The 24,008-nt window shown below is 69.4% G+C and carries 21 protein-coding genes and 2 pseudogenes; 10 read left to right on the top strand and 13 right to left on the bottom strand.

Features of this window, described 5'->3' with window-relative positions; genetic code table 11:
• Positions 1 to 50: 50 nt before the first annotated feature.
• From ACWPOB_RS03260 to ACWPOB_RS03250, 3 genes are all read right to left on the bottom strand, one after another.
• On the bottom strand, positions 51 to 908 hold the full coding sequence (locus ACWPOB_RS03260) for a 3-hydroxybutyryl-CoA dehydrogenase (protein WP_455399872.1): 858 nt from the start codon (positions 906 to 908) through the stop codon (positions 51 to 53).
• Positions 909 to 1,317: 409 nt separating this feature from the next.
• Entirely contained in the window at positions 1,318 to 1,764 is a 447-nt protein-coding gene (locus ACWPOB_RS03255; RefSeq protein ID WP_455399871.1) for a hypothetical protein, read from the bottom strand.
• 1,110 nt (positions 1,765 to 2,874) lie between these two features.
• Positions 2,875 to 4,071, bottom strand: a complete 1,197-nt coding sequence (locus tag ACWPOB_RS03250; protein WP_100055318.1) for an adenylate/guanylate cyclase domain-containing protein — start codon at positions 4,069 to 4,071, stop codon at positions 2,875 to 2,877.
• Positions 4,072 to 4,590: 519 nt separating this feature from the next.
• Here ACWPOB_RS03250 and ACWPOB_RS03245 point away from each other — a divergent pair.
• Positions 4,591 to 5,175 carry a hypothetical protein gene (locus ACWPOB_RS03245; protein WP_455399870.1) on the top strand — a complete coding sequence of 195 codons (585 nt, stop codon included), beginning with the start codon at positions 4,591 to 4,593 and terminating at the stop codon, positions 5,173 to 5,175.
• Between the two features lie 360 nt (positions 5,176 to 5,535).
• On the opposite strand, the gene ACWPOB_RS03240 is transcribed toward ACWPOB_RS03245, so the two are convergent.
• Together ACWPOB_RS03240 and ACWPOB_RS03235 are read right to left on the bottom strand one after the other, a co-directional pair.
• A complete protein-coding gene (locus ACWPOB_RS03240) occupies positions 5,536 to 6,012 on the bottom strand; it encodes a DoxX family protein (protein WP_455399869.1) in 477 nt (158 codons plus the stop codon).
• A gap of 204 nt (positions 6,013 to 6,216) precedes the next feature.
• Positions 6,217 to 6,589 (bottom strand): annotated as a pseudogene (locus ACWPOB_RS03235) (cysteine hydrolase family protein).
• A 49-nt stretch (positions 6,590 to 6,638) separates the two neighbouring features.
• Here ACWPOB_RS03235 and ACWPOB_RS03230 point away from each other — a divergent pair.
• Positions 6,639 to 7,217 carry a helix-turn-helix domain-containing protein gene (locus ACWPOB_RS03230; protein ID WP_455399868.1) on the top strand — a complete coding sequence of 193 codons (579 nt, stop codon included), beginning with the start codon at positions 6,639 to 6,641 and terminating at the stop codon, positions 7,215 to 7,217.
• A gap of 116 nt (positions 7,218 to 7,333) precedes the next feature.
• Here ACWPOB_RS03230 and ACWPOB_RS03225 read toward each other — a convergent pair whose 3' ends face one another.
• Both ACWPOB_RS03225 and ACWPOB_RS03220 read right to left on the bottom strand, forming a co-directional pair.
• Positions 7,334 to 7,459 (bottom strand): hypothetical protein, encoded by a 126-nt coding sequence (locus ACWPOB_RS03225; protein WP_455399867.1) that lies wholly within the window; start codon positions 7,457 to 7,459, stop codon positions 7,334 to 7,336.
• A 144-nt stretch (positions 7,460 to 7,603) separates the two neighbouring features.
• Positions 7,604 to 8,503 (bottom strand): alpha/beta fold hydrolase, encoded by a 900-nt coding sequence (locus tag ACWPOB_RS03220; protein WP_455399907.1) that lies wholly within the window; start codon positions 8,501 to 8,503, stop codon positions 7,604 to 7,606.
• 899 nt (positions 8,504 to 9,402) lie between these two features.
• Between ACWPOB_RS03220 and ACWPOB_RS03215 the strand changes: the two genes are divergently transcribed.
• The gene (locus ACWPOB_RS03215; RefSeq protein WP_455399866.1) at positions 9,403 to 10,575 is read left to right on the top strand and encodes a hypothetical protein; all 1,173 of its coding nucleotides are present in this window, start codon (positions 9,403 to 9,405) and stop codon (positions 10,573 to 10,575) included.
• Between the two features lie 1,285 nt (positions 10,576 to 11,860).
• Here ACWPOB_RS03215 and ACWPOB_RS03210 read toward each other — a convergent pair.
• Positions 11,861 to 13,660 carry an acyl-CoA dehydrogenase gene (locus tag ACWPOB_RS03210; RefSeq protein ID WP_455399865.1) on the bottom strand — a complete coding sequence of 600 codons (1,800 nt, stop codon included), beginning with the start codon at positions 13,658 to 13,660 and terminating at the stop codon, positions 11,861 to 11,863.
• Positions 13,661 to 13,783: 123 nt separating this feature from the next.
• On the opposite strand from ACWPOB_RS03210, the gene ACWPOB_RS03205 reads away from it, so the two are divergent.
• The 4 genes from ACWPOB_RS03205 to ACWPOB_RS03190 all read left to right on the top strand — a co-directional run bounded on the left by ACWPOB_RS03205 (position 13,784) and on the right by ACWPOB_RS03190 (position 16,812).
• Complete coding sequence (locus ACWPOB_RS03205; protein ID WP_100058619.1) at positions 13,784 to 14,419, top strand: TetR/AcrR family transcriptional regulator; 636 nt, start codon at positions 13,784 to 13,786, stop codon at positions 14,417 to 14,419.
• Entirely contained in the window at positions 14,416 to 15,111 is a 696-nt protein-coding gene (locus ACWPOB_RS03200; protein ID WP_100058618.1) for a response regulator transcription factor, read from the top strand. The genes ACWPOB_RS03205 and ACWPOB_RS03200 overlap by 4 nt, the downstream gene beginning before the upstream one ends.
• Positions 15,108 to 16,436 (top strand): sensor histidine kinase, encoded by a 1,329-nt coding sequence (locus ACWPOB_RS03195; protein ID WP_455399864.1) that lies wholly within the window; start codon positions 15,108 to 15,110, stop codon positions 16,434 to 16,436. The genes ACWPOB_RS03200 and ACWPOB_RS03195 overlap by 4 nt, the downstream gene beginning before the upstream one ends.
• An 88-nt stretch (positions 16,437 to 16,524) precedes the next feature.
• Positions 16,525 to 16,812: a hypothetical protein gene (locus tag ACWPOB_RS03190; RefSeq protein WP_100058337.1), complete on the top strand. Its 288-nt coding sequence runs from the start codon at positions 16,525 to 16,527 to the stop codon at positions 16,810 to 16,812.
• Positions 16,813 to 16,889: 77 nt separating this feature from the next.
• Here ACWPOB_RS03190 and ACWPOB_RS03185 read toward each other — a convergent pair whose 3' ends face one another.
• The 5 genes and pseudogenes from ACWPOB_RS03185 to bla form a co-directional block, all read right to left on the bottom strand.
• Positions 16,890 to 17,243 (bottom strand): FKBP-type peptidyl-prolyl cis-trans isomerase, encoded by a 354-nt coding sequence (locus ACWPOB_RS03185; RefSeq protein WP_373867492.1) that lies wholly within the window; start codon positions 17,241 to 17,243, stop codon positions 16,890 to 16,892.
• 21 nt (positions 17,244 to 17,264) lie between these two features.
• Positions 17,265 to 17,615 (bottom strand): annotated as a pseudogene (locus tag ACWPOB_RS03180) (FKBP-type peptidyl-prolyl cis-trans isomerase); the annotation flags it as partial.
• Positions 17,616 to 17,641: 26 nt separating this feature from the next.
• Positions 17,642 to 18,940 (bottom strand): citrate synthase, encoded by a 1,299-nt coding sequence (locus tag ACWPOB_RS03175; RefSeq protein WP_037200579.1) that lies wholly within the window; start codon positions 18,938 to 18,940, stop codon positions 17,642 to 17,644.
• Positions 18,941 to 19,213: 273 nt separating this feature from the next.
• Positions 19,214 to 20,152, bottom strand: a complete 939-nt coding sequence (locus ACWPOB_RS03170) for an aldose 1-epimerase family protein (protein WP_100058339.1) — start codon at positions 20,150 to 20,152, stop codon at positions 19,214 to 19,216.
• A gap of 24 nt (positions 20,153 to 20,176) precedes the next feature.
• Positions 20,177 to 21,097: a class A beta-lactamase gene (bla, locus tag ACWPOB_RS03165; protein ID WP_455399906.1), complete on the bottom strand. Its 921-nt coding sequence runs from the start codon at positions 21,095 to 21,097 to the stop codon at positions 20,177 to 20,179.
• A 198-nt stretch (positions 21,098 to 21,295) separates the two neighbouring features.
• Between bla and ACWPOB_RS03160 the strand changes: the two genes are divergently transcribed.
• The 3 genes from ACWPOB_RS03160 to ACWPOB_RS03150 are packed head-to-tail and all read left to right on the top strand — an operon-like array spanning position 21,296 to position 24,007.
• A complete protein-coding gene (locus ACWPOB_RS03160) occupies positions 21,296 to 22,171 on the top strand; it encodes a LysR family transcriptional regulator (protein ID WP_455399863.1) in 876 nt (291 codons plus the stop codon).
• Entirely contained in the window at positions 22,168 to 23,067 is a 900-nt protein-coding gene (locus ACWPOB_RS03155) for a serine hydrolase (protein WP_455399862.1), read from the top strand. Before ACWPOB_RS03160 ends, ACWPOB_RS03155 begins: the two co-directional genes overlap by 4 nt.
• 22 nt (positions 23,068 to 23,089) lie before the next feature.
• Positions 23,090 to 24,007 (top strand): MBL fold metallo-hydrolase, encoded by a 918-nt coding sequence (locus ACWPOB_RS03150; RefSeq protein WP_455399861.1) that lies wholly within the window; start codon positions 23,090 to 23,092, stop codon positions 24,005 to 24,007.
• Position 24,008 lies beyond the last annotated feature (1 nt).

The raw sequence follows: 24,008 nt of genomic DNA, 5'->3' as shown, positions 1-24,008 counted from the left end.
TCCCGCGTAGGAATTGGCTGAGGGCATGGAAGCTCCTTCGAAACTGGGCATCACGAGTAGGTGAAGAAGCCGCGGCCGGTCTTCTCACCGAGGAATCCGGATTCGACCATGCGCAGCAGCAACGGCGGCGGTGCGAAACCCGGATCCCGGAACTCCTCGTACATCGAGGTCGAGGCAGCGAGGAGGATGTCCAGTCCGACGAAGTCCGCCAGCGACAGCGGGCCGACCGGGTGCGCGCAGCCCTCGACCATGCCGCGGTCGATGTCCTCGGCCGCCGCGAATCCCGCCTCGAGCATGCGCACCGCGGACAGCAGGTACGGGGTCAGCAGCGCGTTCACCACGAACCCCGCGCGGTCCTGCGATCGAATCACCAGCTTCTGGAGGTCATCGCTGGCGAACCGCTCGACTCGGTCGATCATCGCCGCCTGGGTGTGCAGCGTCGGCACCAGCTCCACCAGGCGCAGCGCGGGTACGGGATTGAAGAAATGGAGACCGACAACCCGTTCCGGGCGCGTGGTCGCGGCGGCCAGCTTGGTAATCGAGATGGAAGAGGTGTTCGAGGCGAGCACGGCGGACGGGCTGACGACCACCTCGTCGAGCGCGGCGAACAGGTCCGTCTTGGCCCGCTCGTCCTCGACGATGGCTTCGATGACCAGCTCGCGGTCAGCGAGGTCTTCGAGCGATGCTGTGAAGTGGAGCCGCCCCAACGCACCGTTGCAGTCTGCGTCGGTGATCTTGCCCGCCGCCGCGGCGCGCCGCAGCGAACGTTCGGTGCGTGCCCGCGCCGCCTCCGCCCGCTCGGCGTCCACCTCGCAGACCGCGACATCGGCGCCGGCGAGCGCACAGACACGCGCGATGCCCGTCCCCATGAGGCCACCACCCACGACGCCTACTTGATCGATGATCACTTCCTACTCCTTCGTGTGGTCGTTCCGGATGGGAGATGGGTCACCGCCGTTCGCCCGACCCACCACCCAGCTGTCACCGCCGATGACCGCGGCCAGGCCCGACGCGGTCCCGGTTGCAGGCCTGCGCGATCTGCTCGTTGACCAGATCGTCGTACGCGGGCCGGCCCACGTCGCAGACGATGCCGACCGGGACGACCGCCCTGCCTGTCCGGCAGACGCATGAGCATGAATGCGATCGACGGATCCCCGTGGTGAGCATCGTGGGATCAACAGAGAACCAGCGTCCACGTCGTCTAGCGGCACGATCTCGAGGGCGCCGCACGAGCCGACCCGCACGCCCTTCCCTGTCATGGACCCGAAGGGCACCGGCTCGCCGTGCCGCAGTCAGACCGTGGTGTCGCCATGCGACTCAGTGTTCTTCAACGCCTCGAAGACGATGCCGTCCGCTCGTCGACGTCACAACCACGTGCCCTCCGAAGGAGGCACCCACCGCGGCAGCGATCGCCGCACCCTCGTATTCGGCTTGGAAGGGCGGCACTCCGTGGGACTTGTGGCGCGCAAGTTCGTACAGCAGGTCCAACGCGGGCGTGATGGGATCCGCGCAGAGGAACAGCGGCCTGCCCGCGCTGCGGGCTCCGATCAGCAATCGGTAGGTGAGCGCAAGGTTTTCGGGGAGTGTGCGGTTCCGTCCCTCCGGCAGTTTCGCCGCCGCGACCTCATACCGCGATATGAAGGACTCGGTGTCCCCAAACACGCAGCCGACGCGGAACGCGGTGACGTCGGTCTCGGCGATCTCCGCCCGCGTGGCGAATCGACAACCCAGGTTTTGCTCGGTCGTCTTGGTCGCGGCCAGCACGTCCGGCCAGTCGCCCGCCGTACCGATCCGACGGCCCGCGAATTGCAGCTCAAGCGAGGGAAATCGGGCGAGAGTTTCTGCCGAAGAGCAGATCTCGACTGGAGAGTCCTGCAGTGGGACCAGGTCGTTACCCTGGAAGGCCGACTCTCAGGTGAATTTGCCCCTCGACAGCTGCATACCATTGCCGAGTCGCCGACCAATCGGATGTTCATGCTCGATAATCGTTTGGTACCAATGGTATTGACAACCATATGGGGCACACTCCTCGCACCGAGTTGCCGACAACGACACGCGGCGAGGCGCCGCGGGCGTGGGGCCCGATCACGGAGTCGGATCCGCTTGACCGATGAATTTAATCCCTTCCGATCGGAAGGTCAATAGCTTGCTTCCCCTGGCTGACATCATTTCCCTGACATGCTCTTGTGCCCTCGCACTTTCGCATTCAAGTAAGTCGACATACCGCATCGCCGTACGTGACAGCCATCGAGCCAAGTAGACGAAGCCCCCTTCGGTTGTGGACTGAGGTCGACGCCGTGCCGCGACCGCGGCAGCGAGATCACCGCTCCCGGCGAGTGCGGGCTGCGCTTTCGGTGGCGGGTTCTGGGCGGGCGGTTCGCTGTCGCGCAGCTCCGACGAGTCCACTACGGCGAGCACGCCGACGCCAGCGCTGGGTCAGATCCGCCCGGACGTGTAACCCAAATCGCGGGCGTGGCCACAGCATCGCCAGCCCCACAATTAGCCATACCCATCCCGTGGCGTGGCGTGGCGTGGCGTGGCGTGGAAGGATTTTGTTCCTGGTCACGTGCCCTCTGCGAATTGATCTTCTGCTGGTGACATCCTGCGGCGCGCCTCACGAAGCGTGCTCTGACCGGCATGGTCAGGCGCTCGACCCTCACCTGTCGATCAGTCATCGCCTCCAAGACGTAAACGAGTGAATTGAGACGCGACCGACTGCCCATGAATTTTCTGGCGCCGCCGAGGCGCTGTCCGCCAACTCCCTCACCTACCCCTGCCGACCACGTCGGTATCGGGTGTCGACTGAAAATGGCCGACGACCGCGCAGTGGATCTTTCTGCGGCGGTCCCTTGCGCCGTGATGGCGGAGCAGCCGCTACGAGGAGGGCTCGCGTCCCGTCTCACCGGTTGGCGTTCCCACCGCCCGGAGCCGATACAGCTCGTGCTCGCCCACGAAGCCTTTCAACGGATACCGACCGGCCGGCTCGGCCGCTACCGCCTCAAGATCCAGTCGGCGCATCGCCGCGTCGTCGACGAGCACCTCGCCCGGCCCGGCGACCGAGGCAATGCGGCTGGCCCGGTTGAGCGGTCGTCCGATCCAATCGCCGGCGCTGCGCACCGCCGTGCCCCACGCGATCCCGGCATGCAACGGCGGCAGAGCCTCCTGGTGCGCGGCCGCAAGGAGTTTCATAGCCACCGTGGCCAGAGCCGTCGGGTCCGCCGACAGCAGCAGCACCGCATCCCCGACCGTCTTGACGAACCGCACCGGCGGGGCCACCACATCGGTGGTCAGCACATCGAGCCGATCGGCCAACGCTCCCAACTCTGTCGGGGACAGCTGCTCCCCCAGATTCGTGAACCCGACCAGATCGGCGAAACACACCGCGACCTGCCGGGCCTCGGGATCATGGTGGTTCATCGCCTGCGCGTGGATCTGCTGCCGCAGAGACTGCCGAAGGCGGGTGGTGACGGCGCGAGCGAGCAACCGGGACTGAAATTCGGAGAACCGGCGCAGCTCGTGGGCCTGGCGCAGCGCCCGCTCGGGATGATCGGGATCCGCGTCGAGATCCCGCTGGATCAACGACCGGGCCGTATCGGCGAGGGTCGCGGTGTTGCGGCCCACGATCCGGGCGAACGCGAACAGGTCGGCGTCCGCGCTACCGAGAGCGCGGTACTCGGCCAGCAGCCGCGCCAGCCGCAGATCGTCCTCGCTGTAGTCCGCCGACTCCTCGGTCGCCACCCCTCGGCCCATCGACCGAAACCACCGCTCCACATCCATTCGGGCGATGCCGGTCCGCTCACAGATCTGCGCGAGCGTGTAGGTGGCCCCGCGAGGGGTCAACACGTCGTCGAGCAGCAGATACCCCAGCTGACCCCGCCGGGTGGCCTCGGTCAGGGCCGCCACGGTGGTTCCGTGCTCGGCGAGTTGCAGCAGCACACGGATTCGGCGTGCCCTGTCTGCGCCGTTCAATCCGTCCAGCAGACCGGCCGCTGTGAACGCACGCATGCGACGTCGACGGTGAAGAAGCCGGGACGGCGTGGACAGCAGACGCCTTGCCAGTGACATGAGCACTTCTGGATTGTCCGGGCTCGTGTCACCTCCTGTCTCGGGAGTCTGGCGTTCCGGACGAGGACGCCATCCCGACGGCGCTCTGGAGGGGACCCCTGCGCCGTGCCGTGCGAAGCCCCGGGGTAGGCGCCCGGGAGCAGGTCCCCTACATCCCCGAGAACGCCCAGGGCCTGGCTCTTCGATGGTGGTTCGACGCGCCGCGGCGTCATCACGGAGATGGTCCCGAGCGCCGGTGACAGCGTGGAGTTCGTGCACTACGTCCCGAGCACACGAGCGGTATCGCGTCGGGGAAGTGTCCGGTGATCTCGGGGCAGCCATCCTCGAGTTCCGCACCCGAGCTCGGGGATCACCTGGGCCGTGCCGGTCCGGCTGTTCACCTCGACAGATCGAGGCCGGGTGCAGCGCACCGCCGCGGACCGCGCACCCTGTCGACGGCACGTGAAAACTGAACACGGTACGGCAGGCTGGTTCGAGTATTGGTCGCAACACTCTGGAGGGAGCGCCGTCGAGTAGGTTCACCATGTGCTCGTCTGCGATCTGCGTCATTTCCTCGAACTGCCCGACGAGGCCCCCGGCCCTGCGCACCGCCTCGCTGAGCAGCTGGCTGCCCTGGCGCGGGCGGCCACCGCCCGTCAGTGCGGGGTCCGCTGGATCAGTGCGCTGCCGTGCCGACGCCGCCCCGGCCACCGCCGTTGTCCGGGACGGATGAGCGTGCTGTGCGCCGATCCGTCCGGGCCCATTGAATGGGTATGCACCGCCTGCAGCGACGCCGGGACCATCACCGGCTGGCAGGACTCACCGTTCGACCTGCGGCGTCGGCATCCGGCGCCGAGGAGCCCGGTGCACCACCTCCGGATCCCGGACGAGGTAGCCACGACACTGCGTGAGCTCATGCTGCTCGATACCGACTGCGAACGGGCCGTCTTCGGTGCGTACGTCCACGGCGACGACATTGTCCTGCCCGTGAGCGACGACGATCTCGAGGAACTCATCGGGTCCGTGGCCGCCGACGCCAACCACGAACCGAACCGGCGCCGCCAACAGCGCCTCGACACCGCCGTCACCGTGCTCGAGGAGGCGGCCGAGAACGCATTTCACCCCTGCTGACCAACGTGGCCTCCGGCGGCGGATCCGACGAAGCGCCGCCGTGGCCGGTGCCCGTTGCAACCGGTGTGCCGGAGCCGGACATCGCTCAGGTGCGGCGGTGGTGCGCCGCCCGCGTTCCCGAGTACGCCCGGCACCAGGCCCACCTCGAATGCGATCCGTTGGCGGTCCGGCGCCCCGCCGCCTCGACGAGGGATCACGGTCCTTCCCCGCGAGCGGCCCTCGCTACCGCCGGGGATACAGGGATCGGATGTCGCCTACCCTCAGGCAGCCGGCGGTGCTGTCCATGCGACGCCAAGGCACCATTCGTGGGCTCGGCCCTCGGCCACCGATCACAACTGCTGACCGGATCAGCGAATCTTGTCAGGCTTGGACGAACGCGTGCGTGTCCGCCCCCGCCATTCGCCGGTTACCGGATGCGGCCGCATCTCGACGGTCCAGAAGCACCCGGTCGACAGACCACGACCCCTCCCCCAGGAAAATCAGTACAAACAACGCCCAGCAGAACAGCGCAGCGGACTCGCCGTCGTTGTGGATCGGTAGCGCACCGTCGCCCTGATGACCCCAAAAGTAGGCATACGCCATCGAACCCGACCCGAGGAACGCAGCAAGTCGCGTACCGAATCCGAGCAGCAGCGTGAACCCGCACACGACCTGGATGACCGCACCCCACCAGCCCGGCCAGGCACCGAGTTGCGCAGTGGTTCCGCCGTAAGGCTCAGCCGGCCAGGACCACAGGCTGGTGGTGCCGTGGCAGAGGAACAGGAATCCCAGGACAATGCGGAACGCGGCGAGCGCGTGATCACTGGAGTGGGCCAGCCAATGGCGTACGGAAGTCATCACACCAGAAGTAAAGCATGCCTACCCTTACCTACGGTGTGCATGGGAGACACGCCCCCCGATACGAGCAGCTGCCGAACCGATCTCGACCGGGACACCCACGGACCCACATCGTTACGGACCGTCAGCAGCTGCACTGGCGGAGAATCCTCATCACTCGAGGAATACGCGCATCCACCACCTACCGCGCCGAGCGAACCGGTCCTACCCCAGGCGGTGCCCCGGGATCGACGCGGTGCCGTCGCTGAGGAACACGACGTGGAAGTCGTGCTGGGATGCCTCCCGGGCAGTGGCCTCGCAGCAGATGTTGGTGGCGATGCCACTGATGATCACGGTGTCGATCCCCCGCCTGCGCAGTTGTTGCGCGAGGTCGGTGCCGTGGAAGGCGCCGCACCGGGTCTTGTCGACGACGAGGTCGTTCGGCGCGGCGTCGAGGGCCTCATGCAGTTCGGCGGTCGGTGTGGACGACGAGGACCCCGGTCTCGCGGCAGGTGCGGATCAGGGCGTTGATCGCGTCGAGGAGCTCTCGGCCGGTGGGCGCGGCCAGCGGGCTGTCCTCGACGAAGCAGCGCTGCATGTCCACGTTGAGCAGGGCGGTCCGGGCCGGGACGAGGGGTCGGCGGATCGTGGACGCGGCCACGGCGCTGTTCGACTCCCGTAGCTACGCGGCGACCACGATGGAGGCGATCGCCGAGCACGCGGACGCCGCGGTCGAGACCGTCTACAGCCGGTTCCGGACCAAGGTGAACCTGCTCGACGCGATCCTCGAGCCCGCCATCGTCAGAACGGCCGACGGGCACGACCTGTTCGATCGGCCGGAGATCGCGGAGATCGCGGAGATCCGACAGTGCCCCGAGCAGCGGACCCAAGTGCGGATGCTCGCCCACTTCTCCCGCGGCATCCTCGAGCGCACCGCCGTCGCGCACCGAATCCTGCTGTCGGCCGCGGCATCCGATCCCAGGGCCGCGGAGCTGCAACGGCGGGACGCCCAGCGTCGCCGCGACGGGCAACGGGTCTACATCGACATGCTTCTGGCGAACGGACCGCTGCGCGATGGGCTCGACGCCGCCGACGCCGCCGCCGCCTATTCGGCACTGTCCAACCCCCACACCTACACACTGCTCGTCCGGGAGCAGGCGTGGACGGCCGACAAGTTCGAACAATGGCTCCGTGACAGCCTGACTCTGCTCCTGCTCGGCGATTGAGCAATGCCATCCGGTCCGGTCCGACCGGTACCCACCGTTACCGGAGATCGTTGGACCGCAGGTCTCCTCGAATCCGAAACCAATCGATGTACTCCGCCACCGCGATTTCGAGGTCATCAATCGACCGCCACGGGGCCCTTGTTCCGGACCTGTTCGGCCGTGAACAGCGAGTTGATCGCCTCGGCGAGGGCGTTATCGCAGGAATCGCCGCGGCTGCCCACCGTGGCGACCGCGCCCGGCATCGGCGAGGCGTTGGGTGTAGCGAACGGCGCGATATTGGGCGGATTCAACCGGTCTCGAGACGCACCGGACCACCGGGGCCACCGACACCGAGGCAGACCCCGAGAGGCGCCCCCGGCCGGCTACGTGCGAGGGTCTCGAGGGAGTCAGCGACGTGCGGCGACCACGTCGTCGTCGAGAAATCCCTTCAATCCACCACTGAAGACATCGTTGTCGTCCCCGGCGACCATATGGCCGGCCCCGGGCACGTCGATCACTGTCGCGGTCGGGATCAGCTCGCGCAGTTCCTGGGCGCCTGCTTCGCTGACCACATGAGAGTGTGCACCACGCACGAGCATCGTGGGAACGGTGATCGCGGCCGCGGCAGCCCGGGCACGTTCGTAGCGCACGATCGAGTCGGCCTGACGCGTGGGTTCGTCGCCGTGGCGAAGAAACGCCGGATCCCAGTGCCAATACCAGCGGCCTTCACGCAGGCGGAGGTTTTTGTGTAACCCTGCCGGGTTGGGTTTGCGGACACGGTTCGGGGTATACGCCGCGATCGCCGCCGCCGCGTCGTCCAGGCTGGCGAAACCGTCGAGACCACTGCGCATGAAGGCCATGATCTCCGCGGTGCCGCCGGTTTCGACCCTCGGTGCGATATCGACCAAGACCAGACCACGAGCAAGTGCGGGATTCTCCCCCTGCCCGATCAACGACGTCATCCCGCCCATCGAGGCACCGACGAGTACCGGCTTCTCCTCCAGCTCGCCGATGATCGACGTCAGGTCGGCGACCAACGCATCGATGCCGTAGTCCCCGTCCGGCGCCCACTGACTGTCGCCATGGCCCCGTGCATCCACCGCGACGGCGGACCAGCCGTCTGCCGCGAGGCTGCGACCGGTGTTTCGCCAGGAATGCCGGGTCTGCCCGCCGCCGTGCAGCAACAGCACCACGCCTTTCCTGTCGACGCCCGACCCGTCGGCACCCGGTGCCGGTGGATCCCACCGGTCGGCGGCAAGCGTGACACCGTCACCGCGGAATTCGCACTGTGTGGCTATCGGATCCATGAAGTACCTCACCAACATCATCGAGTTGAGCATTCTCCCTCATGGTGCACTACGAGGTGAACGCTGATTCACCCGCACCCATTTCACGACCTGCCCACGGAGGTCGGATGGACTTCCCTTACCCACCCCAGGGCCCTTCTCACCGACACGCGACCCGACGAAACCGTCGCGCAAGCGGACCAGGACGCATCCGCAGCCGATCGCAGACGCTCGCCGCAGACAACACGGGACACCAGGACCTTCGACAAACAAAATCGTGCCCGCCAAGATCGCGGTGCCGCACCGGCGAAAGCACGCAGGTGCGCCGAACGAAGAAGATGCGCGGACACCACCCTCGACGCTCTCTCGACCCGGCGCGGCGCGTTCCACGAAGAGGTCCACCGCTCGCAAGAGACTGGTCGTGAACGGGAACGACCCGCGCCGGTACCGCGCCCGCCCGTGCCCCTCCACAGCCAGCGATCGAACCCACTTCTCGAGGCCCAGGACCGAGCCACATTCGTCAAAGCCGGACAGAGCACCCGTGCAGCCCGACTCACCGCACCGGCCTCCGAGGCGGCTACCCTCACCACCGCACATCGCGACAAACAAGGGACCTGTGGGACCGCGACGCCATCGATCTCGTCGAACCCGGCTTCATCGAGTTCACCCGCGACGGGACCGGGCAGTTCGGCTTCATCGCCGTCCGCGGCTCGATGGACTGCCGGACCACCGAACGCAACGGCCACCCGGTAGTGGAGTTCAGCTGGATCGGCGACGACGAAGGCGACGAGGTCAGCGGACGCGGCTGGGCAGCTCTGCAAGAGGACGGCACGCTCGCCGGGCACCTGTTCTTCCACATGGGAGACAACTCGGGTTTCCGGGCAGACCCCATTGTCCGTGCCAACCGGCAAGGGTAGGCGATGAGCGAATACCAGTACTACGAATTCCTCGCCGTCGACCGGCCGTTGAACGATCGTCAGCTGGCCGAGGTTCGCTCGCTGTCCACCCGGGCGAGCGTTACGGCCACCAGCTTCGTCAACGAGTACCACTGGGGCAACTTCCGGGGCGATCCGAGGCAGATGATGGAGCGCTACTACGACGCGCACCTCTATCTGGCGAACTGGGGAACACACCGGATCATGCTCCGCCTCCCGCGCGGCCTGCTCGACATCGACGTCGCCCGCGACTACTGCGTCGGACATCTGGTAACCGCCTGGACCACAGGCGAATTCCTCGTGCTCGACCTGACCAGCGAGGACGAAGGCGGCGAGTGGGATCCTGACGCCGTCACACCGTTGTCGGCCATCGTCGGGATCCGCTCCGAACTCGCCACGGGCGACCTCCGCCCGCTCTACCTCGCCTGGCTCGTCGGCCACAACACTGCAGAAGCAGACGATTACTCCTGGGGCCGCAACCCCGACAACGACCTCGAGCCACCCGTGCCGCCCGGATTAGCCACGCTCACCGCCGCGCAGCGAGCGCTGGCCGACTTCCTCCGCCTCGACGACGACCTACTTGCCGTCGCAGCCCGGACCAGCCCCCCGCTCGAGGAGACCACCGGCATCTCCGACGCACTCGCAGCCTGGGTGACAACACTGCCCCTCGCCGAGAAGAACCGACTCCTGATGCGCGTGGTGAATGATCACCCCGCGGCGGTCCGGACAGAGATGCTGCGCCGCTTCCACGACGAGCACACCCCGCACATTCCAGCTTCGCCCCCTCGGACCGTGGCCGATCTCCTCGACGCCGCGGCGCGTCGTCGCGGCGACCGTGAGCGCCGGGCGGCCGCCCGGCGTGCCGAGGACAAAGTCCGCCGCGACAAAGACCACGCACTCGCCCGCGAGAGACGGTTGGATGAACCGGTCCGCGACGAGGAAGCCGCGTGGTCGCGTATCGACGCGATGATCGCCACCCGAAACCCAGCGAATACGAGGCTGCCATCACGCTGCTCACCGATATGCAGGCACTCGCCGAACGCGAGGGCCGACGTGACGCCTTCACCCAGCGCATCCTGGCACTACGTCACAGACATGCGCGCAAATCACGCCTCATCGAACGCCTCGACCGGGCGGGTGTGTGAACCCCGCCGATGACCGTGTGATGCGCACCGTCGCGGGAGGCCCTGTTCACCGGCGGGCTGCGCCGGCGCCGACGTACACAGTCGGCCAAGGTACTGGGCGAGCGGTCGAGCGACGTCGCGCATGGCAAGATAGGCGATCACGTGGATCGCCTCTGGTTCGGATTCGATCTTCGCAAATCCAGTCCTACCAGGAGCTCTGCGTCCTTCGAGATCCGGCCTGACGCCATCCAAGCAAGATCAACTTACTGAGAAAGCCTCAATAGGCGGGAGTCTAAGACCGATCGCGGCCAGAACCTCCAAGATTCCCATCGCCTTGACTGTCCCGTCGGAGAAGTCCTCGGCCCAGGACAGGTTGGGCGTGACAGCCAACTTGTCCTTGGGCTGAATCAGCTTCATGACCCGCTGCGAGGAAGATCGGTGCGAGGAGTCCGGCGAGGATCCATAGCACAGTGTTCATGACGGGTCCTGTCTGTCGGTCCGGGTGCTTGTATCCGTTCCCATCAGGTCTGGGCGACGGGCACGGTCGTCAGGTCGGTGCCGACCGTCACCGATCCGTCGTATCCCTCGAGTCGTCTGACTGGGGGTGACGGAAACCGTGAAGCGGGTGAGAGCTGCTGGACGAGGATGTTGGGAGCCCCGGCTTCGGGATGCTCACCGACAGCTTCGGAGTGACCGGGATCCTCGACGTCGCCGCCGCATACAACGCCGAGTGACAGTCATCGAGACTGCGGCGCGGGCGGTCGGAGTCTTCCGCGGCGCAGTCTCCCATCTTGCTCGCCACAGCAGCTGCACCATTCAGGAGTGAAAGTGTTCACCCAGCCCAGCCGGAGGTCACGATCCCGCACATCTGCATCAACGGTGACCTTCACATCGGGCTGCGCGGCAACGCGGCACCGGCCAACCCACCAGCCCCGCACCGTCCGTCATCCGCACCCGGCACAGAACTCGACCCCGCAACCGGTCAACACCAGCGCGCCGCTGTACCTGCACCCGCCACTACGATCGACGACGTCCACTGCGGACCGGTCACCGACGCCGCCGGCGCCACCACCTCATCGCCGTCGGCACCGCAGCCGGACGAGTCGGCTGCACCGACGCCATCACCGACACCGTCACCAGCGACGGCTGGAATTGCCAAGCCGAACCCAACCCCGGTGCTCCCACTGCCTGCCACAAGGACGGCCTCACCATCGCCCTGCGCGCTAGCTGACCACCTCCCGGTGCGTGTTCGGTTCCTCGTCCGGCACGACCACGCACCGGGCATCCTGAAGACGAGACTCGTCCTCTCTTGCAGCCGCCTAGAACCAGGCCGGCCGCGCGTCGAGCGTGGTCCGGTCCAGGCTGTCGAGCAGGTCGAACTGCGGACCCGTCTTCGGCAGTTCGAACGCGAAGAAGTACCGGGCGGCGGCACGCTTGCCCTCGTAGAAGCCGCCCTCCCGGGTCCCGGCCGCGAGGAGCTGTTCGAGCCACATCCACGCGACGATCACGTGCCCGACGGCCTCGAGGTACACCGACGAATTCGCCAGCGCCACCTCGGGATCGCCGGTCGACCACAGCCGTGCGGCGGTCGCCGCGACACGCGTCACCGCCGCCTGCAGCTGCCCGGCGTAGCGGGCCGCGTCGCCCCCGGCGTCGACGGCCCGCGCGACGGTCCGCCCGATCGTCTCGCCGAGCAGCGCCAGTCCCGCCCCGCCCTGCATGACCACCTTGCGCCCGAGCAGGTCCAGCCCCTGGATGCCGTGCGTACCCTCGTGAATGGGGTTGAGGCGGTTGTCCCGGTAGAACTGCTCGACGTCGAATTCGCGGGTGTAGCCGTAGCCCCCGTGCACCTGGATCGCCAGGCTGTTCGCCTCGAGGCACCACTGCGACGGCCAGGACTTCGCGACGGGGGTGAGCATGTCGAGCAGCAGCCCGGCACGGGTGCGGGCGTCCTCGTCCTCGGCGGTCTGCTGCTCGTCGACGAGCGTCGAGCAGTACAGCCCCAGCGCCAGCGCGCCCTCGACGTAGGCCTTCTGCGCGAGCAGCATTCGCCGCACGTCGGCATGCTCGATCAGCGGCACGGGCGGCGACGACGGGTCCTTGTCGCCGAGCGGGCGGCCCTGGGTGCGGGTGCGGGCGTACTCGAGGGACTGCAGGTAGCCGGCGTAGCCGAGCGACGTGGCGAGGAACCCGACGCCGATGCGGGCCTCGTTCATCATGTGGAACATGTACGCCAGGCCCTTGTGCGGGTCGCCGAGCAGGTAGCCGACGGCGCCGGCGCGACCGCCGGGGGTGAAGGTGCCGTCGCCGAAGTTCAGCAGCGTGTTGGTGGTGCCGCGGTTGCCCATCTTGTGGTTGAGACCGACGAGGGCGACGTCGTTGCGCTCGCCGAGCTGGCCGTCCCCGCCCACGAGGATCTTCGGGACGATGAACAGCGAGATGCCCTTGACCCCCGCCGGACCACCGGGAATTTTCGCCAGCACGAGATGGACGATGTTCTCGGACAGCTCGTGGTCGCCGCCGGAGATCCACATCTTGGTGCCGGTGAGCCGGAAGCTGCCGTCGTCCTGCGGCACGGCCTTGGTGGTGATGTCCGCCAGCGACGATCCGGCCTGCGGCTCGGACAGGCACATGGTGCCGAAGAACCGGCCCTCGAGCAGGGACGGCACGTACGTGGCGATCTGCTCCTCGCTGCCGTGGGTGGCGATGAGGTTGGCATTGCCGACGGTGAGGAACGGGTAGGACGAGGTGCCGGCGTTCGCGGCCTGGAACCAGGCCATCGCCGCACGCAGCACGGTGATCGGCAGCTGCATGCCGCCGAGTTCCTCGTCGAACGAGGACCCGATGAGCCCGGCCTTGGCGAACAGCTCCAGCGCCGCCTTGACCTCGGGGATGATCTCGACCTTGCCGTCGTCGCCGATCCGCGGCTCCTGGGCATCCGCCTTCTTGTTGTGCGGCGCGAAATGCTTGGTGGCCATCTCCGCACTGAGGTCGAGGACGGCGTCGAACGTCTCCCGTGAGTGCTCGGCGAACCGCGTCCGCGCGGTGAGGGACTCGACGTTCAGCCACTCGTAGAGCAGGAAGTCGAGGTCACGCCGGGACAGGACGGGAGCGGGCATGGAGTTTCCTTTCACAGTGCCACAGATTCACTCAGCGGCCACAGATTCACTAAGCGCTCACTTAGTACAGCAACGACGGTGCATGATGTCAACGGACCAGCACGGCGACGGAGAGAACCCAGCATGATCGACACGCCCATCACCGACCGGGACGACCTCACCGGCATCTTCACCGAGGTCGAATCCGACGTCGCGCGTCGTCTCATCGGCTCGGCCGTGGAGTCCTTCGCCCGTCGCGGCTACCACGCCACCACCACCCGTGACATCTCCGTCGGCGCCGGCCTGAGCCCGGCCGCACTGTACGTGCACTTCAAGTCCAAGGAGGAGGTGCTGTTCGAGGCCAGCCGCATCGGGCACCAGCACGTCCTCGACGCCGTCGTCGCCGCGGCCGCCTCCGCCACCGAGCCGGCCGACCGGATGCGCGCGATCGTGGACGGCTTCGTGCGCACCCACGCCGTGCACCACACCGTCTGCCGGGTGGCGCAGTACGAACTGCACGCCCTCACCCCGGAGCACTACCGGACGATCGCCGCGATCCGCCGCGACACCGACGCCGTGATCCGCGCCGAGATCGAGCACGGCATCGCGGCCGGGGTGTTCACCGTCCGCGACGTGCCGACCACCGCCCTGGCGATCCTGTCCCTCGGCATCGACGTCGCCCGCTGGTACCAGCCGGGCCGTATCGACGTCGACACGCTCGCGGGCAACTACGTCGAGCTCGTCCTCGGCATGCTCGGCGCGGGCACAATGCAGGGGTGACCGAGCCAGCCACCGTCCTCGTCGTCGACGACGACGAGGACGTCCTCGCCTCCCTGCAGCGCGGGCTGCGCCTGTCGGGGTTCGACGTGCTCACCGCCGCGAGCGGCACACAGGCGCTCGACGTCGTCGCCCGGCACCGCCCCGATGCGATGGTGCTCGACATGAACATGCCGGTCCTCGACGGCACCGGCGTGGTCACCGCCCTGCGCACCGGCGGTCACGACATCCCGATCTGCGTGCTCAGCGCCCGCAGCACCGTCGACGACCGCATCGCCGGGCTCGAGTGCGGCGCCGACGACTACCTGACGAAGCCGTTCGTGCTCGCCGAGCTCGTCGCGCGGATCCGGGCGATGCTGCGGCGCAGCGTGCCGGGCGCTCCCGGCGCCGGCTCCGTCGTCCGGGTCGGCGGGCTCGAACTCGACACCGCCGGCCGGCGGGTGCGCATCGACGGCACCGAGGCGGAGCTGACCAAGCGCGAGTTCGAACTGCTCGAGGTGCTCGCCCGCAACGCGGGCATCGTCCTGAGCCGCGACCGCCTGCTGGCCCTCGTATGGGGCTACGACTTCGACGCAGACACCAACGTCGTCGACGTGTTCGTCGGCTACCTGCGCCGCAAGCTCGAGGCCGGCGGGCGGCCACGGCTGGTGCACACCGTGCGCGGGGTGGGCTTCGTGTTGCGGGATCAGGCGTGACACAACGCTTCTCGCTGCGTGCGCGGGTCGCCGCGGCCACGGCGCTCGGCACCACGCTCGTCGTCGCGGTCCTGGGCGTGCTCGTCGCGCTGGCGATCACCCGGAACAACCTCGCGCAGCTCGACCGCCGCCTCGAGACGGCCACCCAGGTGCTGGTCGCCAACGCCGGCACCGCCGGTCTGTTCCTGCCCGCCCTGGGCGACGCCGGCGCCTTCGCCGTCACCATTCGCACCGAATCCGGGCGGTTGCTCAGCAGCACCCCGACCGAACTGCCCGCCCTCTCCCCCGGCGCGCACACCGTCGACCTCGGCGGCACCGCCTACCGGACGTACACCGCGCCGACCGACCGGGTGCCCTCGCTCCTGTCCGTCGCCGTGCCCTACGCCGAGGCTCAGGACATCACGACCGAGCAGCACCGTCAGCTCGCCGTCGCCGGTGCGATCGCCGTCGCGGTCGCCACGGCCCTCGGCTGGGTGTTCGGCGGGCGGGCCGTGCGTCCCCTGGCGGACCTCACGCGCCGGATCGTGGCCCGAGAACCGACGCTCGCGCCGCGGCGCTCCGGCATCCGCGAGGCCGACGAGCTCGCCGCCGCGGCCGGTGACATGCTCAGCGACGTCGCCCGCGCCCAGGCCGCCACCGACGCCGCCCTCGCCACGGCGCGGGACTTCGCGGCCGCCGCCGCCCACGAGCTGCGGACCCCGCTGACCGCCATGCGCACCGACCTCGAGGTGCTCTCCACCCTGGACGCGACGGGCGACGTCCTGAGCGTCGAGGAGCGCACCCAGATCCTCGCCGACCTCACCCGGACGCAGAGCCGCGTCGAATCCACTCTCGACGACCTCGAGCGGCTCGCCCGCGGCGACCTGTCCACCTCTCGGGACTTCGTGCCCACCGACCCGGTGGAGATCTGTGACGCCGCGGCCGCCGATGCGATGAGCCGGCATCCCGGCGTGCAGATCGAGGTCGTCGGCGAGACGGGACGCGAGATCCGGGCGCTGCCGAGCGGTCTGCGGCTCGTCGTCGACAACGCCGTGGCCAACTCGGTGCGGCACGGCCACGCCCGCCGGATCCGGCTGGCGGTCACCGTCGAGGGCACCGACACCGTGCTCACCGTCGACGACGACGGCCGCGGGGTGCCCGCCGACGAGCGCGGCGTGGTGTTCGAGCGATTCCGCCGGGGCAGCGGCGCCGCCAGGGGCGGTTCCGGGCTGGGGCTGGCACTGGTGGCGCAGCAGGCGGCGCTGCACGGCGGCGCGGCGCGGCTGGAGCCGAGCCCGCTCGGCGGGGCCCGGCTGACGGTGCGGCTCGCCGGATCGGCGGGGTGAACGTTTTCCACCCCTCGGGTCACTACGACGCGGGACGGGGCGGGCGCAGGATCGTAGGCAGCCCCTCCACTGATCCCAGGAGATCCGAATGTCGAAGAGCCGCAAGCTGATCGTCACCGCCGCCCTGATCGTCCTGCCGGTCCTCGGCGGTGCCGGGACCGCAGCCGCGTCCTCGGACCACCACGACGACCACGACCGCCGTGACCGTCACGACCGCGGTTGCGCCATCACGCATTTCGACAGGAACGGCAACTTCCTGCGCAGCGAGTTCCGCAACCACGGCTCCCGGTTCGAAGGGCGGATCTGCCGCAGCGACGACCAGTGGCACTTCCTCGACAGCGGCGACATCGCCCCCACCCCCTTCGTCCGGCACTGACCCCCGCGGGAATCCCCCGCATGCGACGGAGCCCCGCATCGCGAAAGGCGATGCGGGGCTCCGGCCGTGGGCGGGACCTACTCGGTGCCGAGGAGGTCGATGACGAAGACCAGGGTCTTGCCGCCGAGCGGGTGCCCGGACCCGGCCGGCCCGTAGGCGAGTTGCGGGGGCACCGTCAGCTTGCGGCGACCGCCGATCTTCATGCCGGGGATGCCCTCCTGCCAGCCGGGGATGAGCCGGCCGAGCGGGAACTTGACGGACTCGCCGCGGGCGAACGAGGAGTCGAACACCTCGTTCGTGTCGTACTCGACGCCGTGGTAGTGCACGTCGACGACCGACCCGGGCTGCGCCTCGGTCCCGTCACCGACGGTGATGTCCTCGATCACGAGCTCCGCGGGGGCCGGGCCGGTGGCCGGCTCGATCTCCGGCACCTCGGGCTTGGCCTCCACCCCGAGCAGATCGATGACGAAGACCAGGGTCTTGCCGGCGAGGCGGTGACCCGAGCCGGCCGGGCCGTACGCCATCTCCGGCGGGATCGTCAGCTGACGGCGGCCACCGACGCGCATGCCGGGGATGCCCTCCTGCCAGCCGGCAATCAGGCCGCTGAGCGGGAAGGTGATGGATTCGCCGCGGCTCCACGACGAGTCGAACTCCTCGCCGGAGTCGAACTCGACGCCGACGTAGTGGACCTCGACCTTGGCTCCGGGCGTCGCCTCGGCGCCCTCGCCGACGGTGAGGTCCTTGACGACCAGGCCGGTCGGGGCGGGACCCCCCTGGAACTCGATCTCGGGCTTGCTGCTCATGTATCGGTCTTCCGGTAGGGGACGGGTCAGCGTGCGTCGATGCTGTTGTAGTCGCGCTCGGTGTAACCGGTGTAGATCTGCCGCGGGCGGCCGATCTTCAGCGTCGGGTCGGAGTGCATCTCGCGCCAGTGCGCGATCCAGCCCGGCAGGCGGCCGAGTGCGAACAGCACCGTGAACATGCGGGTCGGGAAGCCCATCGCCCGGTAGATCAGACCGGTGTAGAAGTCGACGTTCGGGTACAGCTTGCGCTCGATGAAGTAGTCGTCGGTGAGCGCGGCATCCTCGAGGGCCTGCGCGATCTGCAGCAGGTCGTCGTCGCCGCCCAGCTTGGCGAGCAGGCTGTCGGCGGTCTTCTTCACGATCGCCGCACGCGGATCGTAGTTGCGGTAGACGCGGTGTCCGAAGCCCATGAGCTTGACGCCGTCTTCCTTGTTCTTGACCTTGCGGACGAACTCCTTGACGTCGCCCCCGCTGGTCTTGATCTCGTTGAGCATCTCGAGCACGGCCTGGTTGGCGCCACCGTGCAGCGGGCCCCACAGCGCGTTGATGCCGCCGGAGATCGAGGTGAACAGGTTGGCGTCGGAGGAACCGACGAGCCGAACCGTGGAGGTCGAGCAGTTCTGCTCGTGGTCGGCATGCAGGATCAGCAGCATGTCGAGGGCCTGGGCGATCTCGGGATCGACCTGGTACGGCTCCGCCGGGAAGCCGAAGGTCATGCGCAGGAAGTTCTCGACCAGGTTCAGCGAGTTGTCCGGGTACAGGAACGGCTGACCGACGGACTTCTTGTAGGCGTAGGCCGCGATGGTCGGCAGCTTGGCCATCAGCCGGATGGTGGACAGCTCCACCTGCTCCGGGTCGTCGGGATCGAGCGCGTCCTGGTAGTACGCCGACAGGGCGTTGACGGCGCTGGAGACGACGGGCATCGGGTGCGCGTTGCGCGGGAAGCCGTCGAAGAAGCGCTTGAGGTCCTCGTGCAGCAGCGTGTGCCGGCGGATCTTGTCGGTGAAGACCTCGAGCTGCTCCGCGGTGGGCAGCTCACCGTAGATCAGCAGGTAGCTGACCTCGATGAACGTGGACTTTTCCGCCAGCTGCTCGATGGGGTATCCGCGGTACCGCAGGATGCCCTTCTCCCCGTCGATGAAGGTGATGGCCGACGTGGTGGAGGCGGTGTTGACGAAACCGGGGTCAAGGGTGGTGTACCCGGTCTCCGCAAGGAGCTTACCCAGCTCGATGCCGTCGTTGCCTTCCGTCGCCTTGGCGATAGACATTGTGTGCTCGCCACCGGGGTAGCTGAGGGTGGGTCGGGTGTCATTCTCAGCGGGCACGAAGGATCCCTCTCAAGCTCAGATCAACGCGATTCTTCCGAACATTCACGTAGAACCTAGCCCTTGCGCAGGCCATGTGCCCAGGGAGGGTCCGTCGAAGGTCCCGGATCGCGCCGGATCGGAGGTGTGCCACGACGGCACCGAAACCGTCGGTCGCGCCCCCCGCAACGGCGCTCACCTGCGCGGATATTGCATATCACGTTCCCGGCGCCGTCGCGGTGAGCGCCCGTCGGCGTGTCCGCACCGCCGGTGCACCGGCGGTGCGGGAACCGGTCACGCGGCCGGCAGGGCGATCAGGCCCCACCGGCCCGTCCACGTCTCCCCGGGCTGCAGCACGACGAGATCGATGCCGAGATTGAAGGCGTCCGGCGGACACGTCATCGGCTCGAGCGCCAAGGCCCGCCCCCGCCCCGGATACTCCAGCTCGGGGACGGCGCCGGCGGTGAACACCTGCAGCCAGGCGAACTCGCGCCCGGCCCACAGTTGCACTCCCCTGCCGTCCGGGCCCCGCAGCTCGTGCCGGGCCCGGCCGTCCACGTCCACGTCCAGCGCGCTGTAGGGGGCGTCGAGCTCGACCCCGCGCAGCGACCGCGGCGCGGTGAAATCGAACTCGGTGCCCTCGACCGGCTGTGAGTACGCGTTCGGCAGTCCGCGCCCGGGATCGAGCGGCAGCCGGGTGCCGGCGGCCAGGCGCAGCGTGCACTCGTCGAGCGGTGCGTCGCCCGCCCGCACGTACGGATGCACACCGAGCCCGAACGGCGAGTGGTAGCCGCCCACGTTGGTGGCGGTGTGCGTGACGGTGAGCCCGCCGTCGCCCACCTCGTGGGTCGCGGTGAGCCGCAGCTGGTACGGCCACCCCTTGTGCAGCCCCACATCCAGCGCCTGCTCGACGCGAGAATCATTGTGGGAAACCAGAACCCAGTCCCGATGCCATACGAACCCGTGCAGCGCGTTGCCGCGTTCGGGCTCGGTGAGCGCGAGCTGATGCTCGATGCCGTCGAAGTAGAAGTGCCCGTCCCGGATGCGGTTCGGCCACGGGGCGAGCACCGTGCCGGAGCGCAGCGGGGGCCGCTCGTTCTCCGGCCAGCTCTCCGTCAGCCGGTACGGCCCGGTCGCCGATTCGTGCTCGAGCACCCGCAGGGCCGCCCCCGAGCTGGAGACCTCCGCGCGGTACCCGCCCCCTCGGATCCGGTAGTTCTTCGGATCGGACATGGGCCCAGTGTCCCGCGGACGGACTCAGCGGGTCAGGGATTCGACGATCACGGCTGTGGCCTCGGCGATCGCGGCGTTGTCGTGCGCGGCGTCCGGCAACCCGGTGACCGAGTCGCTGAGAAGCACGAGCACGAGCGGCGAACCGTCCGGCGACCACAGCACCCCGGCGTCGTTCACGGTGCCGTACCGGCCGGCGCCCGTCTTGTCGGCCGCGGTCCAGCCGGCCGGCATCCCCGCCCGGAGGCGCTGCCCGGAGGTGACACTTGCCCGCATCCAGCCCGTCAGGGTCTGCTGTCCCGCCGCGGGCAGGCCGGAACCGAGCAGCAGCGCCCGGTAGCCGCGCGCGAGACCGGACGCGGTGGAGGTGTCGCGCACGTCGCCGGGCTCGGCGCTGTTGAGCTCGGGCTCCCAGCGGTCGAGGGTCGTGGCGGTGTCCCCGAGCGACCGGGCGAAGGCGGTCACGGCGGTGGGCCCGCCCAGCCGCCGCAGCAGGAGGTTGCCGGCGGTGTTGTCGCTGCGGGTCAGGGCGGCGTCGCACAGCTGCGCCAGCGTCAGGGTCCGGCCCTGCGCCTCGGAGGTGACGGGCGAGTTCTCGACGATGTCCGCAGGATCGACCGGAACCGCGTCGTCGAGCCGCAGACTGCCCTGCGATTCGAGCCGCAGGATCGCGGCGGCCGCGTACACCTTGAACGTCGAGCACATCGCGAACCGGTCATCGGCCCGGCGGGCGTACGTCAGCCCGCGCCCCGGATCGTGGGCGAGCACGCCGAGCCGGACCCGGCGACGCTCCTCGAGGTCGGCGAGCACCGCGTCGAGCGGGGCGAACCGAGCGCCGGCATCCGGCCCCGGCGGCGGCACCGTCGCCTCGGTGCGCGCGCCGCACGCCGCGGCGGCGGAGAGCGCCGAGGCCGCCAGCGCGGAGACGAGGAACCGGCGGCGGGTCAGCGGAGAGGGATTGTCGCGTCGAAGTGAAGTCACCGCCGCACAACAGCATCGCGGCCGCGGCGGACGCCAATACCGAACGCCGCCACCATCGAGTCGGCTGCGCTATCGCCGCAGATGGCCGGGCCGGATTCGACGGCGAGACGGGGGCCGGTTCGCCGTCGCGGCTGCCGGCCCGGATCCCGCTGGTTCAATGACGCCATGGACCTGATCCGCCATCTCCGCTTCTTCGTCTCCGTGGCGGACGAGCGGCATTTCGGCAGGGCGGCGGCAACACTCGACATGACCCAGCCGCCGCTGTCCCAGGGACTTCGGCGGCTCGAGCAGCACCTCGGCGTCGAGCTGATCCACCGCGCCCGCCACGGTGCGGTGCTCACCCCCGCCGGCGTGCAGCTCCTGCCGCGCGCCCGTCTGCTCGTCGACGACGCCGAGCGCTTCCTCGCCGAGTCGGAGCGGATCGCGCACACGCGCGGCACCGTGCACTGGGGCGCGGCCGCGGCCCTCCCGGACCGGCTGGTGACCGCGTGTGTGACGGCGCTGCGCGGGGCGGTCGGCGCGGACGGCGCCGTGTCCACCACCGTCGGCACGACCGTCGACCTCGTCGCGGACGTGCGGTCGGGCCTGTGCGACGTCGCGGTGGTCGAGCATCCGGCCCTCGTCGACGGTGTCGAGTCGGGACCCGTCGTCAAGCTGCCGCGCTGGGTGGTCGTGCCGTCGGATCATCGCAGCGCCGGCGCTGAGCGCCCCACCTTCCCGATGCTTGCCGGGCTGACGTTCGCCGCCCCGCCCCGTGCCGCCAACCTGCCCGCCTTCGACGCCGTCCGCGACCTGCTGCGCGAGCGCGGCCTGGACGCGACGATCACGACCGCCCGCGACGATCGCGCGCTGCTCGCCGCCGTCGCCGCCGGCGCGAGCTTCGGGCTCACCACCACGCCACCCACCGCGACGCCCGGGGTGGCGTGGCTGCGGATGGCGCCGGAGGCGGTCGCGCTACGGGTCCGTGTCGTCCGTCGCCCGGGGGCCGACGCGCACGCGGACGCGCTGGACCGGCTCCTGTACCGGGAGCGGCTGAGATGAGGAGTGCCGAGGACAGGATCCGCGACGTGTTCGCCGACGCCGGCTGCACCGGCTGGGTGCACGCCCGCCGGTGCGACGACTCGGCCGACGAGGTGACGGTGGGCGGTCGCGAGCGGGTGGTCACCGCGTCGGTGTACAAGCTGCCGCTGTTCGTCGCGTTCTGCCGGTGCGTCGACGCCGGGCTGATCGATCCCACCGCGCCGCTGACCGTGACACCCGCCGAGTGCACCCCCGGCCCGACGGGCATCGCCGTGCTGCACGACCCGGTGACCCTGAGCCGGCGCGACCTGGCGACGTCGATGATGACGGTGTCCGACAACGCCGCCGCCGATGTGTTGCTCGGCGAGATCGGTATGGGCCCGCTCGACGGCCTGCTCGACCACCTGGGACTGACGCAGACGAAGATCGTCGGCGGCACCGCCGACCTGCACCGGAGTCTGGTGGGCGACACCGACACCCACACCACTGCCGAGGCGTTCGCGGCGCTCGCGGACAACGACGAGGCGTGGACGGTGTCCGCGTACGACCCGGCGTACACGAGCGCGACCACGCCCGAGGAGATGACCCGGTTCCTGCGGGAGGTGTGGTCGGGGCGCGTGCTGTCCGCGGAGCAGACCGAGTTCGTCCGCGCCGTCATGCGCCGGCAGATCTGGCCGCACCGCATCGCGTCCGCGTTCCCGCACCGCGGCGTGTCGGTGGCGGGCAAGACCGGCACCATCGGCGTGATCCGCAACGAGGTCGCCGTCGTCGAGTTCCCGCACGAACAGCCCGTCGCGGTGGCAGTCTTCACCCGGGCCGCGCGCGTGGACCCGGTGCTGCCGGTCGTCGACGCCGCGATCGCCGAGGCCGCCCGCATCGCGGTCACCGAGCTGCGTCGTCCGGCGCCGCACGAATGATTCCCGCGCCTACGATGACCGGATGCGACTGCGCCTCGGCCGCCCGGACCTCGCCGCCTACGCCGACCGGTTCGACGTCCCCGCCGCGACGGCGGCGTCCCGCCCGGCCGTGACGTTCCTCGGCGTTTCCACCCTGCTCGTCGACGACGGCACCGACGCGCTGCTCACCGACGGCTTCTTCACCCGGCCGGGCCTCGGCGCCGTCGCGCTGGGCCGGCTCGCTCCCGACCCGGCCCGGATCGACGCGTGCCTGGCCCGCGCCGACGCGACCCGGCTCGCGGCCGTGCTGCCCGTCCACAGCCACTTCGATCACGTGCTCGATTCCGCGGTCGTCGCCGAGCGGACGGGTGCGGTGCTCGTCGGCGGCGAGTCCACCGCGAACGTCGGGCGCGGGCACGGCCTTCCACCGGAGCGGATCGTCGTCGCCACCCCCGGTGAGCCGCTGCGGTTCGGCGGGTTCACCGTCACGCTCGTCGCGTCGGAGCACTGTCCGCCCGACCGATACCCGGGCACGATCGGCGCGCCCGTGGTCCCGCCCGCGCGGGCCGCGGCGTACCGGTGCGGCGAGGCGTGGTCGACGTTCGTCGCGCACGCCGACGGCCGTACCCTGCTGATCCAGGGCAGCGCCGGATTCCGGCCCGGGGCGCTGGCCGGCCGCCGCGCCGAGGTCGTCTATCTCGGCGTCGGTCAACTCGGCGTGCAGAGCGAGGAGTACATCCGCACCTACTGGGCGGAGACCGTCGGCACGGTCGGCGCGCGGCGGGCGGTGCTCGTGCACTGGGACGACTTCTTCCGCCCGCTCGACCGGCCGCTGCGCGCGCTGCCCTACGCCGGCGACGATCTCGACGTCACCATGCGGGTCCTCGGCGGGCTCGCCGAGCGCGACGGCGTACGCCTGCACCTGCCGCAGGTGTGGCGGCGCGAGGATCCCTGGAGGTAAC

Source organism: Rhodococcus sp. 2H158, assembly GCF_053764755.1.
This window is presented reverse-complemented; position numbering and strand designations above follow the sequence as displayed.